Below are 15,451 nucleotides of genomic sequence, written 5' to 3'. Positions count from 1 at the left end.
GTGCCCCACTTCCGGAGCGTTGTGGTGCGCACATCGGGAGCGTCGTGTGCGCCGCCGGGCTCAGTCGGCGTCCTTCTCGGCGATGACCGGGAAGCGTTTCGGGGCCAGTACGAGCAGTACGAGCAGGGCCAGCGCCGCCGCGACCGCCGCGCCCAGATAGACCCGGTCCACCGCCGCGTCCACCGCACGGCGCAGATACTCCGCGGCCTCGGCGGTGAGCGCGGCCGGGTTCTCCAGGGCGGTCGAGACCGAGTCCAGATCGCGGGGGAGTCCGGGGGAGGGCGGATCGGCGAGACGGGAGGCGAGCACGCTGTTGGCGACCGCGCCGAACACCGCGGCGCCCACGCTCTGTCCGACCTGGCGGCAGAAGAGGATGGACGCGGTCGCCGTCCCCCGCTCCGACCAGCCGACCGTCGCCTGCACCCCGATGATCAGCGGGAGCTGGAAGAGTCCGAGCGCGCCGCCGAGCAGCAGCATGATCAGCGCCGGCTGCCAGGGCTGCCCGGGGAACGGGAGCAGGGGGAAGGCGAGCAGGATCAGCAGCGCGAGGAAGATCCCGATGACGGCGGTCTGCCGGAAACCGACGCGGTTGTAGACGCGGTTGGACAGGGCGGCGCTGACCGGCCAGCTCAGGGTCATCGCGGAGAGTACGAAGCCGGCGGCGATCGGCCCGAGGCCGAGCACGGACTGCGCGTACGTCGGGAGGAAGACGGTCGGGGCGACCATCAGCAGTCCGAGTGCGCCGAGCGCCAGATTGACGGCCGCGATGGTACGGCGGCGCCAGACCCAGCCGGGGATGATCGGTTCCGCCGCTCGCCGTTCGATGACGACCGTGACGGCGGCGAGGACCGCGCTGCCGCCGAGGAAGGCGAAGGAGGGCGCGGAGAGCCAGGGCCAGGCGACGCCGCCCTGCACGAGCGCGGTGAGCAGGAGCGCGCCGGTGGCGAAGACGGCGAGCGCGCCCGCCCAGTCGACCCGGTGCCGGAGCGCGGTGCCGGTGCGCGCCGCCGGGGACGCCGCTGCCGTACGGCCCGGTTCGCGCAGGTACTTGACTATCAGCCAGAGCGCCACCGCGCCCACCGGCAGATTGACGAGGAAGATCCAGCGCCAGTCCGCGTATCCCGCGAGCAGTCCGCCGAGGGCCGGTCCCGCCACCGAGGAAGTGGCCCAGACCGTGGACAGCTTGGCCTGGATCCTGGGCCGTTCCTTGAGCGGGTAGAGATCGGCGGCGATGGTCTGCACCGTGCCCTGGAGCGCCCCGCCGCCGAGGCCCTGGACGACACGGAAGGCGATCAGGGAGGCCATGCTCCACGCGGTGGCGCAGAGCAGTGAGCCGACGAGGAAGAGGACGATGCCCGCGATCAGGACGGGCTTGCGGCCGAAGGTGTCGGAGAGCTTTCCGTACACCGGCAGGGTGACCGTCACGGCGAGCAGATAGCCGGAGAACAGCCAGGAGAAGACGGCGAATCCGCCGAGGTCGCCGACGATCTGCGGGACGGCCGTGGAGACGATGGTGCCGTCGAGCGCGGCGAGTGCCATGCCCAGCATCAGGGCGGCGACCACCGGCCCTCTGCCGCGCTCACGCGGCCGGGACGGCCCTTCTGCGGCCGGCGCCGACAGCGGTCCCGATGCCCGTCCGGACGTCGGTGCCGACGTCGGTGCCGACGTTGGTGCTGACATCGGTGCCGACAAGGGTCCGGACGGCGGCGGCCCTGACCGCGGAGTCGGGTTCGGCCCCGGCGGCGGACCGGCGTCCGCCGACGGGGCTTCGGGTATCGCTTCGGTACGTCCGGTGTCCTCGGTACTGTCGCCGGCGCCGCTCACGGGATCCCGATTCCTTCCCTATGCATGTATCTCGTCGGAAGACACCTTCTCACCCGTACCTCGCGCGGCGGGAGGGCGCGGCCCGTTCACCGGCCCGCGCCGGACCCCTGACCCGCCGTCCACGCCGTCTCCACCCAGGGGCTCCGTCCGCGGGTGGAGACCCTTAGGGGGTTCTCCTTACTTCTGTCCAGGGGCGGTTCGTCCCGGTGGAGGAGGAGAACTCCCGCCCCCTTTCCTTACCTTGGTCTTACGCCGCGGAGAGCGCGAGAGCGCGTGAGGGGGGCTCTCCGTAGCGCGGGGGTGGGGAAAACCTCAGGCGAAGACTGCGCTGAGCACCAGCGCGCCGGGGGCCCCGGAACCAACAGACTCGGAGCACGGGCTCACCGGGCACCGGTGAACCAATCGACCACATCGGCATGGCACCGCATTACCTGTCGATCGACCGACTTAGGAGACATACCGTGACAACGGCTGTAACGATCCCCAAGCACGGGGGCACGGGAGGGCGTACGGCCGTCGCGGCGCGAGCGCGGCAGGTCGTCAAGGCGTACGGCTCGGGCGAGACCCGGGTGGTCGCGCTGGACCATGTTGATGTGGACATCGCCCGCGGGCAGTTCACCGCGATCATGGGCCCGTCCGGATCCGGCAAGTCGACGCTGATGCACTGCCTCGCCGGTCTGGACACCGTGACCTCGGGCGAGATCCATCTCGACGAGACCGAGATCACCAAGCTGAAGGACAAGCACCTCACCCAGCTCCGCCGGGACCGGATCGGCTTCATCTTCCAGGCGTTCAATCTGCTGCCGACGCTCAACGCCCTGGAGAACATCACGCTGCCCATGGACATCGCCGGCCGCAAGCCGGACGGCCCGTGGCTCCAGCGGGTGGTGGAGACGGTGGGCCTCGCCGACCGGCTCAAGCACCGGCCGACCCAGCTCTCGGGCGGCCAGCAGCAGCGCGTCGCGGTGGCCAGGGCGCTCGCCGCCCGTCCCGAGATCATCTTCGGTGACGAGCCGACCGGGAATCTGGACTCGCGGGCCGGCGCCGAGGTGCTGGGCTTTCTGCGCAGGTCCGTCGACGAGCTGGGCCAGACGATCGTGATGGTCACCCATGACCCGGTGGCCGCCTCCTACGCGGACCGGGTGCTGTATCTCGCGGACGGCAGGATCGTCGACGAGATGTTCCGGCCGACCGCCGAGGCCGTGCTCGACCGTATGAAGGACTTCGACGCCCGGGGACGTACGTCATGACCGTCCTCAGAACCTCGACGCGCAACTTCCTCGCGCACAAGGGACGGATGGCGCTCTCCGCCGTCGCGGTCCTGCTCTCGGTCGCCTTCGTCTCGGGCACGCTCGTGTTCACGGACACGATGAACACGACATTCGACAAGCTCTTCGCCGCGACCTCCTCGGATGTCACGGTCAGCCCCAAGGCCGCCAAGGGCGGCGGCGAGATATCGCAGACCGGCAGGCCCGAGACGCTGCCCGCCTCCCTCGTGGAGAGCGTACGGAAGGCGGACGGCGTCAAGTCCGCCGAGGGCGCGGTCATGAGCATGAGCGTGACCGTCGTCGACTCCGCCGACAAGAACGTGGGCGCGACCAGCGGCGCTCCGACGATCGCCGGCAACTGGACGCGCAACGACCTCCGTTCGATGGAGATCACCTCGGGCCACGCCCCGCGCGGCCCCACCGACGTGATGGTCGACGCGGACACCGCGGAGAAGCACCATCTCGCGATCGGTGACGAGCTGCGCACCATCGCGGTCACCGGCGACTTCACGGCGAAGATCTCCGGGATCGCCACCTTCACCGTCACCAACCCGGGCGCGGCCGTCGTCTACTTCGACACCGCGACCTCCCAGCGTGAACTGCTCGGCGGCACCGGCCGGTTCACTCATATCAATGTCACCGCCGAGCCGGGTGTCGGCGACGATGTCCTCAAGCGGGACGTGGCCGCGGTGCTCGCCGGCGGGCCGTACAAGCTCCAGACGCAGCAGGAGGCCGCGGACGCCAACCGCGCGGACGTCGGCTCGTTCCTCGATGTGATGAAGTACGCGATGCTCGGCTTCGCCGGGATCGCCTTCCTCGTCGGGATCTTCCTGATCGTCAACACCTTCTCGATGCTGGTCGCCCAGCGGACCCGGGAAATCGGTCTGATGCGGGCGCTGGGCTCCAGCCGTAAGCAGGTCAACCGGTCGGTGCTGCTGGAGGCCGTGCTGCTCGGGATCATCGGCTCGGTCGCCGGGGTCGCCGCCGGGGTGGGGCTCGCGGTCGGGCTGATGAAGCTGATGGCCTCCATGGGGATGGAGCTGTCCACCCAGGATCTGACCGTGAAGTGGACGACCCCGGTGGTCGGGCTGGTGCTCGGCGTCGTGGTCACGGTCGTCTCGGCGTATGTGCCGGCCCGGCGCGCCGGGAAGATCTCCCCGATGGCCGCGCTGCGCGAGGCGGGTACGCCCGCCGACGGACGGGCCGGCTGGATCAGGGCGGGCGTCGGACTGGTGCTCACGGGGGCCGGCGCCGCCGCGCTGCTCGTCTCGACACGGGCCGAGGAGGCGGGCGAGGGCTCGCTCTTCCTCGGTGCGGGCGTGGTGTTCACGCTGATCGGGTTCGTCGTCATCGGTCCGCTGCTCGCGGGCGGAGTGGTCCGGGTGCTGAGCGCGTTCGTCCTGCGGATGTTCGGCCCGGTGGGACGGATGGCGGAGCGCAACGCGCTGCGCAACCCGCGGCGTACGGGGGCGACGGGCGCCGCCCTGATGATCGGGCTCGCGCTGGTGGCCTGTCTCTCGGTGGTGGGTTCCTCGATGGTCGCCTCGGCCACGGACGAGCTGGACAAGTCGGTCGGCGCGGACTTCATCGTCCAGTCGGACAACGGCCAGCCGATCATGCCGCAGGCCCAGGCGGCGCTGGAGAAGGCGCCGGACATCGAGCATGTCACCGAGTACAAGTGGGTCGACGTCAAGCTGACCTCCCCGGACGGGAAGACCGAAGAGGTGGGGCTGGCCGCCGCGGACCCGACGTACGCGCAGGACCTGCGCCGCGAGACCACCGCCGGTGATCTGTCCGGGGCGTACGGCAAGGACGCCATGTCGGTCGGCGACGCGTACGCCACGGAGCACGGGGTGAAGGTCGGCGACCAGATGTCGGTCGTCTTCCCGGGCGGGAGGACCGGAAAGCTGAAGGTCGCGGCGATCACCTCGGACGACACGAGCATCGACAAGGGCGCGATGTACGCCAACATCACGACCGTCGAGGAGTATGTCCCGGCCGACCGGATGCCCAAGAACATGATCATGTTCGCGGCGGCCGTGGACGGCAAGGAGAAGGAGGCGTACGCGGCCCTCAAGGACTCGCTCGCCGCCTATCCGCAGTACACCGTGCAGAACCAGACCGACTTCAAGCAGGACCTCAAGGACCAGATCGGGCAGCTCCTCAACATCGTCTACGGGCTGCTGGCTCTGGCGATCATCGTCGCGGTGCTGGGTGTGGTGAACACCCTGGCCCTGTCGGTGGTGGAGCGCACCCGTGAGATCGGTCTGCTGCGGGCGATCGGCCTCTCCCGCCGCCAGCTCCGCCGCATGATCCGCCTGGAGTCGGTGGTCATCGCCCTCTTCGGCGCCCTGCTCGGACTGGGCCTGGGCATGGGCTGGGGCACGGCGGCCCAGAAGCTGCTGGCCCTGGAGGGCCTCGGCGTCCTGGAGATCCCCTGGCCGACGATTCTGACGGTCTTCGTCGCCTCGGCCTTCGTGGGCCTCTTCGCGGCCCTGGTCCCGGCGTTCCGCGCGGGCCGGATGAACGTATTGAACGCGATCGCCACGGAATAGGGCGAGCGGGGACGATAAGGTGAACAGCACGGTCCCGGTGGGTGTCCTCCAACACCCACCGGGGCCATTGCCGTGCGGTACGGCCCCATGGATGTACCGCCCGGACGTATCGGTCTATCGATCCGCGGCGCCGGGATCGATCACCCAGCGCATGGCCTGCCCGGTGATCCCATGGATCATGTCGAAGTCGCCGTCGTAGTGCAGAACGGTCAGGCCACGCCGTTCCGCGACAGCGGCGATCAGTACGTCGGAGAGCGAGAGCGCCCGGTGGAAGCCCTGCCGCAGAGCCTCACGCTGGAGCCACAGGGCCCGGTCGTGCTCCTCGTCGTTGCAAGGGACGTAGTCGAAGCCGCGGAGGCTGAGGCGCATACGGGACGCGTCCTGCTTGGTGCGTGCGCTGTGGACCATCTCGTACTCGACGACCGCGCACGTGGCCAGAAGGCCACGCTCGTTCAGATCGTCCAGCACTTCCGCCACCTTTGGCTGTCCCCAGCGGGCGAGGGCCGATTTGTCCACAAGAAAGACGCTCACGCGGCGTTCTTCCGGTCCCTGGATCGGGTGCCGACCGGGCCGGTGTTCTCGATGATCTCGGTGAAGTCGAGTTCGCCCGACTTCACGGCGTCGGCGAACTCCTGACGCAGGCGCCGCCGTACGGCATCCTCCATGGCGGCGCGCACGGCTGCCGCTTTGGTCTTGGCGCCGTAGAGCCGCATGGCTTCCTCGACGATCTCGTCGTCGAGATCGATAACGGTACGGGACACGATTGCTCCCTCTGAGTGATGAGACCAAGAAATGATATCGCTACATGCTCTTTTTGCGACATCACTTGAGCGCGATCACTCGTTTGGCGGACGGGAGGAGTGAGCGTTGAGATCACGTCGGGCAGGGGAGCGGGCTTGCTACGCGAGTCGCCGTGTCCCGGTGGACGACGCGGTGGCGGCCGAGATCGCGCGGCACGAGTGGGAGACGTACATGTGCGGCTGCGGACGCTCGGCGAGCCATCTCGTTCCGACCTTGCGGGACGCGGCCGAGGGACATCCGGCCGCCTTTCACGCGCTGGACGACCACATCTTCATCCAGTCGAATCTTCAGCCTCCGGCCCCGGCGGTGTGCGCGGTGCTGATGGCCATGTGGTCCGCGAGCCCGCCACGTCCGGCAGTCCGCGAGGGGCTGCTGTGGACGCTCTCCGCCGTTCTCGGCTCGGAGGACGACACACTTCCGGAGGACCCTGGCCTGTACGGCGACCCCGGCCTGTACGGCGCGTGTGCCGCGCTCATTCGCCCAGGCCTTGATCTCGCGCGCCGTGAGCGGGCGGCGGATCCGGACTCCCCGGCCGCCGCGTACGCCGAGGACATCCTTGAGGTCCTGGGACAGGGCATGTGACCGCCCGCCGGTGTCCAGCGGCCGGGCATCGGTCTCAGGGTCGAGCGAGCCCCGTCGACCGGTCGACCCCCTGGCGACCGGTCGACGGCGCCTCGTGGGCCCCCGCCCACACCGTCCCGTCCCCCCGTGTCCGTGGGGCGTCGTACGCTGGAGAACCCCCGGCCCGTGCGACGTGTCGGGTCCTTCGCGTTGCCCACCGCCTGGATGGAACCCCTTCATGAGCCTGCACGGTCTGCTCGACGCCGTTGTACGTGATCCGGCGCTCGCGGAAGCGGTGAAGGCCGCCACCGCCGGTCACCGTACGCATGTCGACCTGGTCGGGCCGGCCGCCGCGCGGCCCTTCGCCGTGGCCGCGCTGGCGCGCGAGACCGGGCGGACCGTGCTGGCCGTGACCGCCACCGGGCGGGAGGCGGAGGATCTCGCGGCGGCCCTGCGGTCCCTGCTGGACCCGGACACCGTCGTGGAGTACCCCTCCTGGGAGACGCTGCCGCACGAGCGGCTCTCCCCGCGCTCCGACACCGTGGGCCGCCGGCTCGCCGTGCTGCGCCGGCTCGCGCACCCCGCGAAGGACGACCCGACGGCCGGCCCGGTCAGCGTGGTGGTCTCGCCCGTACGGTCGGTGCTCCAGCCGCAGGTCAAGGGGCTCGGCGAGCTGGTACCCGTGGCACTGCGCTCCGGGCAGAGCGCGGATCTGAACGAGGTGACGGAGGCACTGGCGGCAGCCGCGTACGCCCGTGTCGAGCTGGTCGAGAAGCGCGGCGAGTTCGCGGTGCGCGGCGGCATCCTGGATGTCTTCCCGCCCACCGAGGAGCACCCCTTGCGGGTGGAGTTCTGGGGCGACGACGTCGAGGAGATCCGCTACTTCAAGGTCGCCGACCAGCGCTCCCTGGAGGTCGCCGAGCACGGACTGTGGGCGCCGCCCTGCCGTGAGCTGCTGCTCACACCGCGGGTACGGGAGCGGGCCGCCGCGCTCGCCGAGGAGCACCCCGAGCTGGGCGAGCTGCTCGGCAAGATCGCGGAGGGGATCGCGGTCGAGGGCATGGAGTCCCTCGCGCCCGTCCTCGTGGACGACATGGAGCTGCTCCTCGACGTACTGCCGGCGGGCGCGATGACCCTGGTCTGCGATCCCGAGCGGGTCAGGACCAGGGCCGCGGACCTGGTGGCGACCAGCCAGGAGTTCCTCCAGGCGTCCTGGGCCGCCACCGCGGGCGGCGGCGAGGCCCCCATCGATGTCGGCGCGGCCTCCCTGTGGGGCATCGCGGACGTCCGGGAGCGGGCGCGCGAGCTGGGCATGATGTGGTGGTCCGTCTCCCCGTTCGCCGTCGACGAGGAGCTGGAGTACGCGACGGGGGACGGGGAGACCATCACGCTCGGGATGCGCGCTCCCGAGACGTACCGCGGCGACACCGCCCGCGCCCTCGCCGACACCAAGGGCTGGCTCGCCGAAGGCTGGCGCACGGTGTTCGTCACGGAGGGGCACGGCACGGCCTCCCGTACGGTCGAGGTGCTGAGCGGCGAGGGCATCCCGGCCCGGCTCGACACCCCCGGCACGCGCGGCACACGCGGGCTGACCGACATCACACCGTCCGTCGTCCATGTCGCCTGCGGCTCGATCGACTACGGATTCGTCGATCCGGACCTCAGACTGGCCGTGCTCACCGAGACCGATCTCTCCGGCCAGAAGGCGGCCGGCAAGGACGGCGCCCGGATGCCGGCCAAGCGCCGCAAGACCATCGACCCGCTCACCCTGGAGGCGGGCGACTACATCGTGCACGAGCAGCACGGCGTGGGCCGCTATGTGGAGATGGTGCAGCGCACGGTGCAGGGCGCGACCCGCGAGTATCTGCTCGTCGAGTACGCCCCGGCCAAGCGCGGCCAGCCGGGCGACCGCCTCTACATCCCCACCGACCAGCTCGAACAGGTCACGAAGTACGTCGGCGGCGAGGCCCCGACGCTGCACCGCCTCGGCGGTGCGGACTGGACGAAGACCAAGCAGCGCGCCAAGAAGGCCGTCAAGGAGATCGCCGCCGATCTGATCAAGCTCTACTCGGCGCGGATGGCGGCCCCCGGCCATGCCTTCGGCCCCGACACGCCCTGGCAGCGGGAGCTGGAGGACGCCTTCCCCTATGTGGAGACGCCCGACCAGCTCTCCACCATCGCCGAGGTCAAGGAGGACATGGAGAAGACGGTCCCGATGGACCGGCTGATCTGCGGCGACGTCGGCTACGGCAAGACGGAGATCGCCGTGCGGGCGGCCTTCAAGGCGGTCCAGGACGGCAAGCAGGTCGCGGTCCTGGTGCCGACGACGCTGCTGGTGCAGCAGCACTTCGGTACGTTCTCCGAGCGGTACGCGCAGTTCCCCGTCTCCGTGAAGGCGCTGTCCCGCTTCCAGTCCGACGCGGAGGCGAAGGCCACGCTCCAGGGGCTGCGGGAGGGCGCGGTCGACGTCGTCATCGGGACGCACCGGCTCTTCTCGTCCGAGACCAAGTTCAAGGATCTGGGCCTGGTCATCGTGGACGAGGAGCAGCGCTTCGGCGTGGAGCACAAGGAGCAGCTCAAGAAGCTCCGCGCCAATGTCGATGTGCTCACCATGTCCGCGACACCCATTCCCCGTACGTTGGAGATGGCTGTCACCGGTATCCGCGAGATGTCGACGATCACGACCCCGCCGGAGGAGCGGCATCCGGTGCTGACGTTCGTCGGACCGTACGAGGAGAAGCAGATCGGCGCGGCCGTGCGGCGCGAGCTGCTGCGAGAAGGGCAGGTCTTCTACATCCACAACCGGGTGGAGTCGATCGACCGGGCCGCGGCCCGGCTGCGCGAGATCGTGCCGGAGGCGCGGATCGCGACGGCGCACGGGCAGATGGGCGAGAGCGCGCTGGAGCAGGTGGTGGTGGACTTCTGGGAGAAGAGGTTCGACGTCCTGGTCTCCACGACGATCGTCGAGTCCGGTATCGACATCTCGAACGCCAACACCCTGATCGTGGAGCGCGGTGACAACTTCGGGCTCTCGCAGCTCCATCAGCTCCGGGGCCGGGTCGGCCGCGGGCGGGAGCGCGGATACTCGTACTTCCTGTATCCGCCGGAGAAGCCGCTGACCGAGACCGCGCACGAGCGGCTCGCGACGATCGCCCAGCACACGGAGATGGGCGCGGGCATGTATGTCGCCATGAAGGACCTGGAGATCCGCGGCGCGGGCAATCTCCTCGGCGGCGAGCAGTCCGGCCATATCGCGGGCGTCGGCTTCGACCTGTACGTACGGATGGTGGGCGAGGCGGTCGCCGACTACCGGGCGTCCCTGGACGGCGGGGTGGAGGAGGAGCCGCCGCTGGAGGTCAAGATCGAGCTCCCGGTCGACGCGCACGTCCCGCACGACTACGCGCCGGGCGAGCGGCTGAGGCTCCAGGCGTACCGGGCGATCGCCTCCGCCAACACGGAGGCGGACATCACGGCCGTCCGCGAGGAGCTGACCGACCGCTACGGCAAGCTCCCGGAGCCGGTGGAGAACCTGCTGCTCGTCGCGGGTCTGCGGATGCTCGCGCGGGCGTGCGGCGTCGGCGAGATCGTGCTCCAGGGCCCGAACATCCGCTTCGCCCCGGTGGAGCTGAGGGAGTCGCAGGAGCTCCGCCTGAAGCGGCTGCACCCCCGCACGGTCATCAAACCGGCCGTCCACCAGATCCTGGTCCCCCGCCCGACCACGGGCAAGATCGGCGGAAAGCCGGTGGTGGGCCGCGAACTGCTGGCGTGGACGGGCGAGTTCCTCACCACGATCCTGGGCTCCTAGCACCGCTTCCGGTACGGGTCCCAGCACCGCTTCCGGTACGGGCGCGCGCGGCGGTCGGCCGTCGCGGTGCGCACCCCGTACCGGGGGCGGAGGCAACATTCCACCCCTCGTCGCCTTCTCGACACCTTCAGTTTGCCGTGACCGCCTTGAGTGCCAGGATCCCGTTCAGTGGGGCAACGGCTGAATCACCGGGGCGTACACGCTTGCTCTCTGTGCCCCGTCGAGTTGCCTCGACCGCACCAGATGGGCAACAGAACATATGAAGCAGGTCGAAACGACCACGGACGAGCGTCACATACCGCAGCCCCTGATGGTCGACGCCGGCAGCCTCGCCGCCGAACGGGAGCGGTCCGACGGGACCTCGGGACCCGCGGGGCCCGCGGCGTCACCGGCCGGGCGGCGCGGGACGAGGCTCTATGTGATCGACGGGCTGCGCCTTGTGGCGGCCCTGTTGGTGGTGCTGCACCACTATGTGGGCACGGCCCGCGCCGATCGGCCCGACAACCTCATCTGGGGCCGCCCGGTCTCGGAGATCTTCCCGGATCTCTCCGCGGTCGCCGCGTACGGCTGGCTGGGCGTCGAACTCTTCTTCGTCATCAGCGGTTTCGTGATCTGCATGTCGTCGTGGGGGCGGCGGCCGAGGGACTTCTTCGTCTCCCGGGTGATCCGCCTCTACCCGGCCTACTGGTTCGCGGTGCTGTTCACCACGGCGGTCCTGACCGCCCTTCCCGCCGTTTTCGCGCCGCTGAAGCCCACGCAGTGGATGCTCAACCTGTCCATGCTCCAGAAGGGCATGGGGGTGCCGGACGTCGACGGTGTCTACTGGACGCTCTGGTCCGAACTCCGCTTCTATCTGATCTTCCTGCTGGTGGTGGCCACCGGCCTGACCTACCGCAAGGTGGTCGTCTTCTGCTGTGTCTGGGGCGCCACCGCGGTGCTCGCCGGGAAGTCCGGGATCCCTCTGCTGGTCACGCTCGCCAACCCCGACGCCGCGTGGTTCTTCATCGCCGGACTGGCCCTGTATCTGATGCACCGCTTCGGCCAGGATCTGCTGCTGTGGTGCATCCTGGGCATGTCCTGGCTGATGTCGCAGAACGAGATCCTGCGCCGGGTCCGATTCGAGGACGTGTCGACCTGGAAGGGCTCGCTGATCCTCTACACGCTCTTCCTGATCTTCATGGCGGGCGTCGCGCTGGGCCTGACCGACAGGATCCGGTGGAAGTGGCTGACCACGGCGGGCGCCCTGACGTATCCGCTCTATCTGATGCACTACGCGGCCGGCGTCGCGGTGATCCACCACCTGCGCGACCGCGTCGACGCGCGGCTGCTGGTGGCCGGGCTGATCGTCGGGATGCTGGTGCTGAGCTGGCTCGTCCACCGGTTCGTCGAGCGGCCCTTGTCCAAGTTCCTGAAGAAGGGACTGACCGGAGCGTTCTCCCGGCTGGGCACCCCACCCGAGCGCGCCACCCGGGGCTGAGCCGCGCGCCGGTACGAACCGGGGCGGAGCCGCGGACGACCGCCGTACCGGGTGCCGGTGTCCATGAGACGGTGTCTCCTGCGGATCAGGCGGATCGGGTGATCTGGCGGATCAGGCGGATCGGGCCGGAACTGCCTGCCCGGCGGAGCCGGTTGGCAGGAAGGCGGGCGAAGTGGGGGGTCGCGGAGTGCGTGCGTCTCGTGGACGGGCGGTCGGCGGTGTCGTGCTGGTGCTCGGGATGGTGCTGGCGGGCTGCGACGGGCAGCTGGGAGTGGACCCGTCGGCCACGGCCACCTCGGCACCGGGGGCACCGGGCGGCGGGAGCGGGGCCGGGCCGCTCGGGAATCCGGACGGTACGGAGCCGGGGCTCGCGCCGGTCGTGTCCGAGTCCGACCGGCGGACCGCGCGGCAGCTCATCGAGACCGTGCGCACCGCCGGGCGCGGCCCCAGGACGGGGTACGAGCGGGACAAGTTCGGCTACGCCTGGATGGACACGGCGGACGGGGTGCCCCTGGCGCGGAACGGCTGCGACACCAGGAACGACCTCCTGGCCAGGGACGGACAGGAGGTCCGTCTCCGCTCCGGGTCCGACTGCGTCGTGGTGTCGATGACGCTGAGCGACCCGTACACCGGCAAGGACATCGACTGGAAGAAGCAGAAGGCGACGGCCGTCCAGATAGACCACATGGTGCCGCTCTCGTACGCCTGGCAGCTGGGCGCCGCCCGGTGGAACGAGGAGAAGCGCGAGCGGCTCGCCAACGATCCGCTCAATCTGCTTCCGGTGGACGGTCCGGCCAACAGCTCCAAGGGCGACTCCGGTCCGGCGTCCTGGCTGCCTCCGGACAGAAAGATCCGGTGTGCCTACGCGGTGCGGTTCGCGCAGGTGGCGCTCAAGTACGAACTGCCCGTCACGGCCCCGGACAAGAGGACCATGCTCGCGCAGTGCGGCGGCTGACCGCTTGCTGACGCCGGGCTGACCGCCGACCGGCTGACCCGTCGGCAGCGGGGGAGGCCGAAGGGGAGTTGGGGGCATGCCGAGAGGGGGAGGCCACTCCCCTGTGGTGGCCTCCCCCCTCGTCCCCCTCCCCCGTACGACGAGCCGGTGTGTCAGCCGCCGATGCCGTCCAGGTCCACGATGTCCTTGTCGGCGGGGACCTTGGCGGGGACGGGCTTGTCGAAGTCCGTGAAGATCATGGTGCCCGCGTCCTTGCCCTTGACGACGATCTTCAGCAGATACGGCTCGCCCTCGGTGGCGACGTACATGGTGTAGTCGGACGTGCCGTCGGTCTCGGTGAGCGTGATCGCCTGCTGCCCGTCCACAGTGCTGAGCGGTCCCTTGCGCGCGAAACTGTCGCCGTTCTCGAATTCGCCGAGCAGCTCGTCGAGATCGCAGAAACCCACGAAGTCCTTGGCGTCCGGGGCCTTGGCGTCGGTCTTCACCCAGCGGTCGGCCAGCATGTCGACCACGGCGTCGGTCTCCGCCTTGGGCTGTCCCTTGCCCTGGGCCCGCAGCATCTTCTCGTCGAACTTCATATAGACGGTCGGGCCGAGCTTGGACACCGTCGCGGTGCCCTCGCCGTTCATCGACATCGTGCCCGCGCAGTCGCCCTTCCTGTTGAGGGCCATGTCGGTGAGGACGGTCCCCGTGTCCTCCTTCGTATCGGCATGGAGGGTCAGGGAGGAGGCGGCGCGGATGGCGGTGAAGGATTTCTCGACGATCTCGGGGCCCGAGAGATCCGCGAACGGCTCGGGCTTCCCGCTCGGGCGGTCGCTCCCCTCGGACGTGGAAGCGCCGGACTTCTTCGTGCCGGGGTCCTTGCCGTCCGAGCCCGTCGCTCCGCAGGCCGGGAGCGTCAGGACGGCGACGGTGCAGAGGGCGGCGAGGGCGCCACGACGGATTCGGGGAGCGGTGGTGACAGTCATAACGGTTCTCCGGTAGCTGCGACGAGCTGTGATCTGGCGACGAGCTGTGGTCTGGCGGAAGCGGGTAGCGGGCGCGGGCCGAGGGGAAGCGGGCGCGGACCGAGGGGGAGGGGGCTCAGAGCTTCAGGTCCCACTGGGACGAGTCGTGCAGAATGCCGGGGCTGACCTCGACCGTGAGCGTCTTGGCGGCGGCCGGTGTGTCGAACGCGAACAGGACCGTGGCCTTCTTGCCGGGCAGGACCGTGCCGCTGAAACCGATCCCGGTGGCGTCGTCGTAGATCGGCTCCGCGTCGACACCGTTCTCACCGGCCCGCGCCGTGACGGTCGCCAGTCCGGCGTCGAACTTCTTCTCGCCGGCGTTCTCGATCACCACCGTCACCTTGTAGGCCTTGTTGCCCTTGGTGTGGCCGACCGCGTACTCACCGGGTGTGTAGGCGCTGGGCTCCGAGACCGTGACGGTCAGATCGTCGTCGTAGACGGCGGAGTCGCCGCCCCCGAGCGTCTTGCCCTTGGCCCCGTCCTTCGCCTCGCCCGCCCCGGCGGCCGTGCCGTCGCCCGCGCCGTCGCCCTTCTTGCCGTCCGTACCGCCCGCGGTCTTGGGGGCGGCGCCGACCGAGGACGTCGCCTCGTCCAGTTCCTTCACCGCGTCACCCACGATCTTGAAGGTGAGGAACGCGCCGACCACCGCGAGGACCAGGGCGAGCAGACCGAGGACGACACCCGAGGTGGCCACCCCTCTGTTCGTCGCCTCGCCGCGTCTGGCCCTGCCCCGTCCGGCCAGCCCGAGGATCAGCCCGATCAGACCGAGGAGACCCGCCAGCCAGAAGAGGAACGGGATCACACCCGCGACGGCACCGATGATCCCGAGGACCAGCGAGGCGATGCCGAGACCGTTACGGGCGGCCACGGGAGCGCCGTGTCCCGGCGGTACCGGGGCCTGCGGATACGGCGACGCCTGCGGGTGCTGCGGGTACTGCTGCGAATCCTGCGAGGACTGCGACATGGGTTGCCTCCGGGTGCGGCGGGGTGAGGTACGGCGAGGTGGAGTACGGCGCCATCAGGTGCGTGGCGATGTGAAACGCGGCGAACCGGCACACGAGTGTGATCGGAACTTCGGTGCCCTCCTGTGTAGCGATGCGTCAATAACAGCAGAGCCTGTGAATCGAGTCAACACTGTTCACGGTGCTTGGGTCGGTCTACGCTGTGAATCGGATCGTCCGTCTACGCCGCCGCTATG

General features: G+C 69.8%; 11 protein-coding genes. 6 read left to right on the top strand and 5 right to left on the bottom strand.

Annotated elements, in window-relative coordinates:
• Window positions 1–60 precede the first annotated feature (60 nt).
• Window positions 61–1,680: an MFS transporter gene (locus ACWGDX_RS03350; RefSeq protein WP_453621733.1), complete on the bottom strand. Its 1,620-nt coding sequence runs from the start codon at window positions 1,678–1,680 to the stop codon at window positions 61–63.
• A gap of 605 nt (window positions 1,681–2,285) precedes the next feature.
• Between ACWGDX_RS03350 and ACWGDX_RS03345 the strand changes: the two genes are divergently transcribed.
• Together ACWGDX_RS03345 and ACWGDX_RS03340 are read left to right on the top strand one after the other, a co-directional pair.
• Window positions 2,286–3,074, top strand: a complete 789-nt coding sequence (locus ACWGDX_RS03345) for an ABC transporter ATP-binding protein (protein ID WP_365901475.1) — start codon at window positions 2,286–2,288, stop codon at window positions 3,072–3,074.
• Complete coding sequence (locus ACWGDX_RS03340) at window positions 3,071–5,647, top strand: ABC transporter permease (protein ID WP_453621731.1); 2,577 nt, start codon at window positions 3,071–3,073, stop codon at window positions 5,645–5,647. The genes ACWGDX_RS03345 and ACWGDX_RS03340 overlap by 4 nt, the downstream gene beginning before the upstream one ends.
• 114 nt (window positions 5,648–5,761) lie before the next feature.
• On the opposite strand, the gene ACWGDX_RS03335 is transcribed toward ACWGDX_RS03340, so the two are convergent.
• Both ACWGDX_RS03335 and ACWGDX_RS03330 read right to left on the bottom strand, forming a co-directional pair.
• Complete coding sequence (locus tag ACWGDX_RS03335) at window positions 5,762–6,178, bottom strand: PIN domain nuclease (protein WP_383036409.1); 417 nt, start codon at window positions 6,176–6,178, stop codon at window positions 5,762–5,764.
• On the bottom strand, window positions 6,175–6,408 hold the full coding sequence (locus tag ACWGDX_RS03330) for a type II toxin-antitoxin system VapB family antitoxin (RefSeq protein WP_383036411.1): 234 nt from the start codon (window positions 6,406–6,408) through the stop codon (window positions 6,175–6,177). Before ACWGDX_RS03330 ends, ACWGDX_RS03335 begins: the two co-directional genes overlap by 4 nt.
• A gap of 160 nt (window positions 6,409–6,568) precedes the next feature.
• Here ACWGDX_RS03330 and ACWGDX_RS03325 point away from each other — a divergent pair, with 160 nt between their 5' ends.
• The 4 genes from ACWGDX_RS03325 to ACWGDX_RS03310 all read left to right on the top strand — a co-directional run bounded on the left by ACWGDX_RS03325 (window position 6,569) and on the right by ACWGDX_RS03310 (window position 13,246).
• Entirely contained in the window at window positions 6,569–7,030 is a 462-nt protein-coding gene (locus ACWGDX_RS03325) for a hypothetical protein (protein WP_453621728.1), read from the top strand.
• A gap of 217 nt (window positions 7,031–7,247) precedes the next feature.
• A complete protein-coding gene (gene mfd, locus ACWGDX_RS03320; RefSeq protein WP_453621726.1) occupies window positions 7,248–10,814 on the top strand; it encodes a transcription-repair coupling factor in 3,567 nt (1,188 codons plus the stop codon).
• A gap of 259 nt (window positions 10,815–11,073) precedes the next feature.
• Window positions 11,074–12,291, top strand: a complete 1,218-nt coding sequence (locus ACWGDX_RS03315) for an acyltransferase family protein (protein WP_453621724.1) — start codon at window positions 11,074–11,076, stop codon at window positions 12,289–12,291.
• 238 nt (window positions 12,292–12,529) lie between these two features.
• Window positions 12,530–13,246: an HNH endonuclease family protein gene (locus ACWGDX_RS03310; protein WP_453621842.1), complete on the top strand. Its 717-nt coding sequence runs from the start codon at window positions 12,530–12,532 to the stop codon at window positions 13,244–13,246.
• A gap of 152 nt (window positions 13,247–13,398) precedes the next feature.
• On the opposite strand, the gene ACWGDX_RS03305 is transcribed toward ACWGDX_RS03310, so the two are convergent.
• Both ACWGDX_RS03305 and ACWGDX_RS03300 read right to left on the bottom strand, forming a co-directional pair.
• Window positions 13,399–14,214, bottom strand: a complete 816-nt coding sequence (locus tag ACWGDX_RS03305; protein ID WP_453621722.1) for a hypothetical protein — start codon at window positions 14,212–14,214, stop codon at window positions 13,399–13,401.
• 115 nt (window positions 14,215–14,329) lie between these two features.
• Window positions 14,330–15,217, bottom strand: coding sequence for a DUF4352 domain-containing protein (locus ACWGDX_RS03300; RefSeq protein WP_453621721.1), 888 nt, complete (start codon window positions 15,215–15,217; stop codon window positions 14,330–14,332).
• Window positions 15,218–15,451: the final 234 nt, after the last annotated feature.

It is taken from the genome of Streptomyces sp. NPDC055025 (assembly GCF_053608565.1).
Note: the sequence above shows the minus strand (reverse complement) of the source record. Positions and strands in the feature narration are given on the sequence as shown.

Excerpts from the sequence above, each read along its gene's own strand:
- ACWGDX_RS03300 (WP_453621721.1), bottom strand. The coding sequence starts at position 15,217 with ATGTCGCAGTCCTCGCAGGATTCGCAGCAGTACCCGCAGCACCCGCAG.
- ACWGDX_RS03315 (WP_453621724.1), top strand. The coding sequence starts at position 11,074 with ATGAAGCAGGTCGAAACGACCACGGACGAGCGTCACATACCGCAGCCC.
- ACWGDX_RS03305 (WP_453621722.1), bottom strand. The coding sequence starts at position 14,214 with ATGACTGTCACCACCGCTCCCCGAATCCGTCGTGGCGCCCTCGCCGCC.
- ACWGDX_RS03310 (WP_453621842.1), top strand. The coding sequence starts at position 12,530 with ATGGTGCTGGCGGGCTGCGACGGGCAGCTGGGAGTGGACCCGTCGGCC.
- ACWGDX_RS03350 (WP_453621733.1), bottom strand. The coding sequence starts at position 1,680 with ATGTCAGCACCAACGTCGGCACCGACGTCGGCACCGACGTCCGGACGG.
- ACWGDX_RS03340 (WP_453621731.1), top strand. The coding sequence starts at position 3,071 with ATGACCGTCCTCAGAACCTCGACGCGCAACTTCCTCGCGCACAAGGGA.
- mfd (WP_453621726.1), top strand. The coding sequence starts at position 7,248 with ATGAGCCTGCACGGTCTGCTCGACGCCGTTGTACGTGATCCGGCGCTC.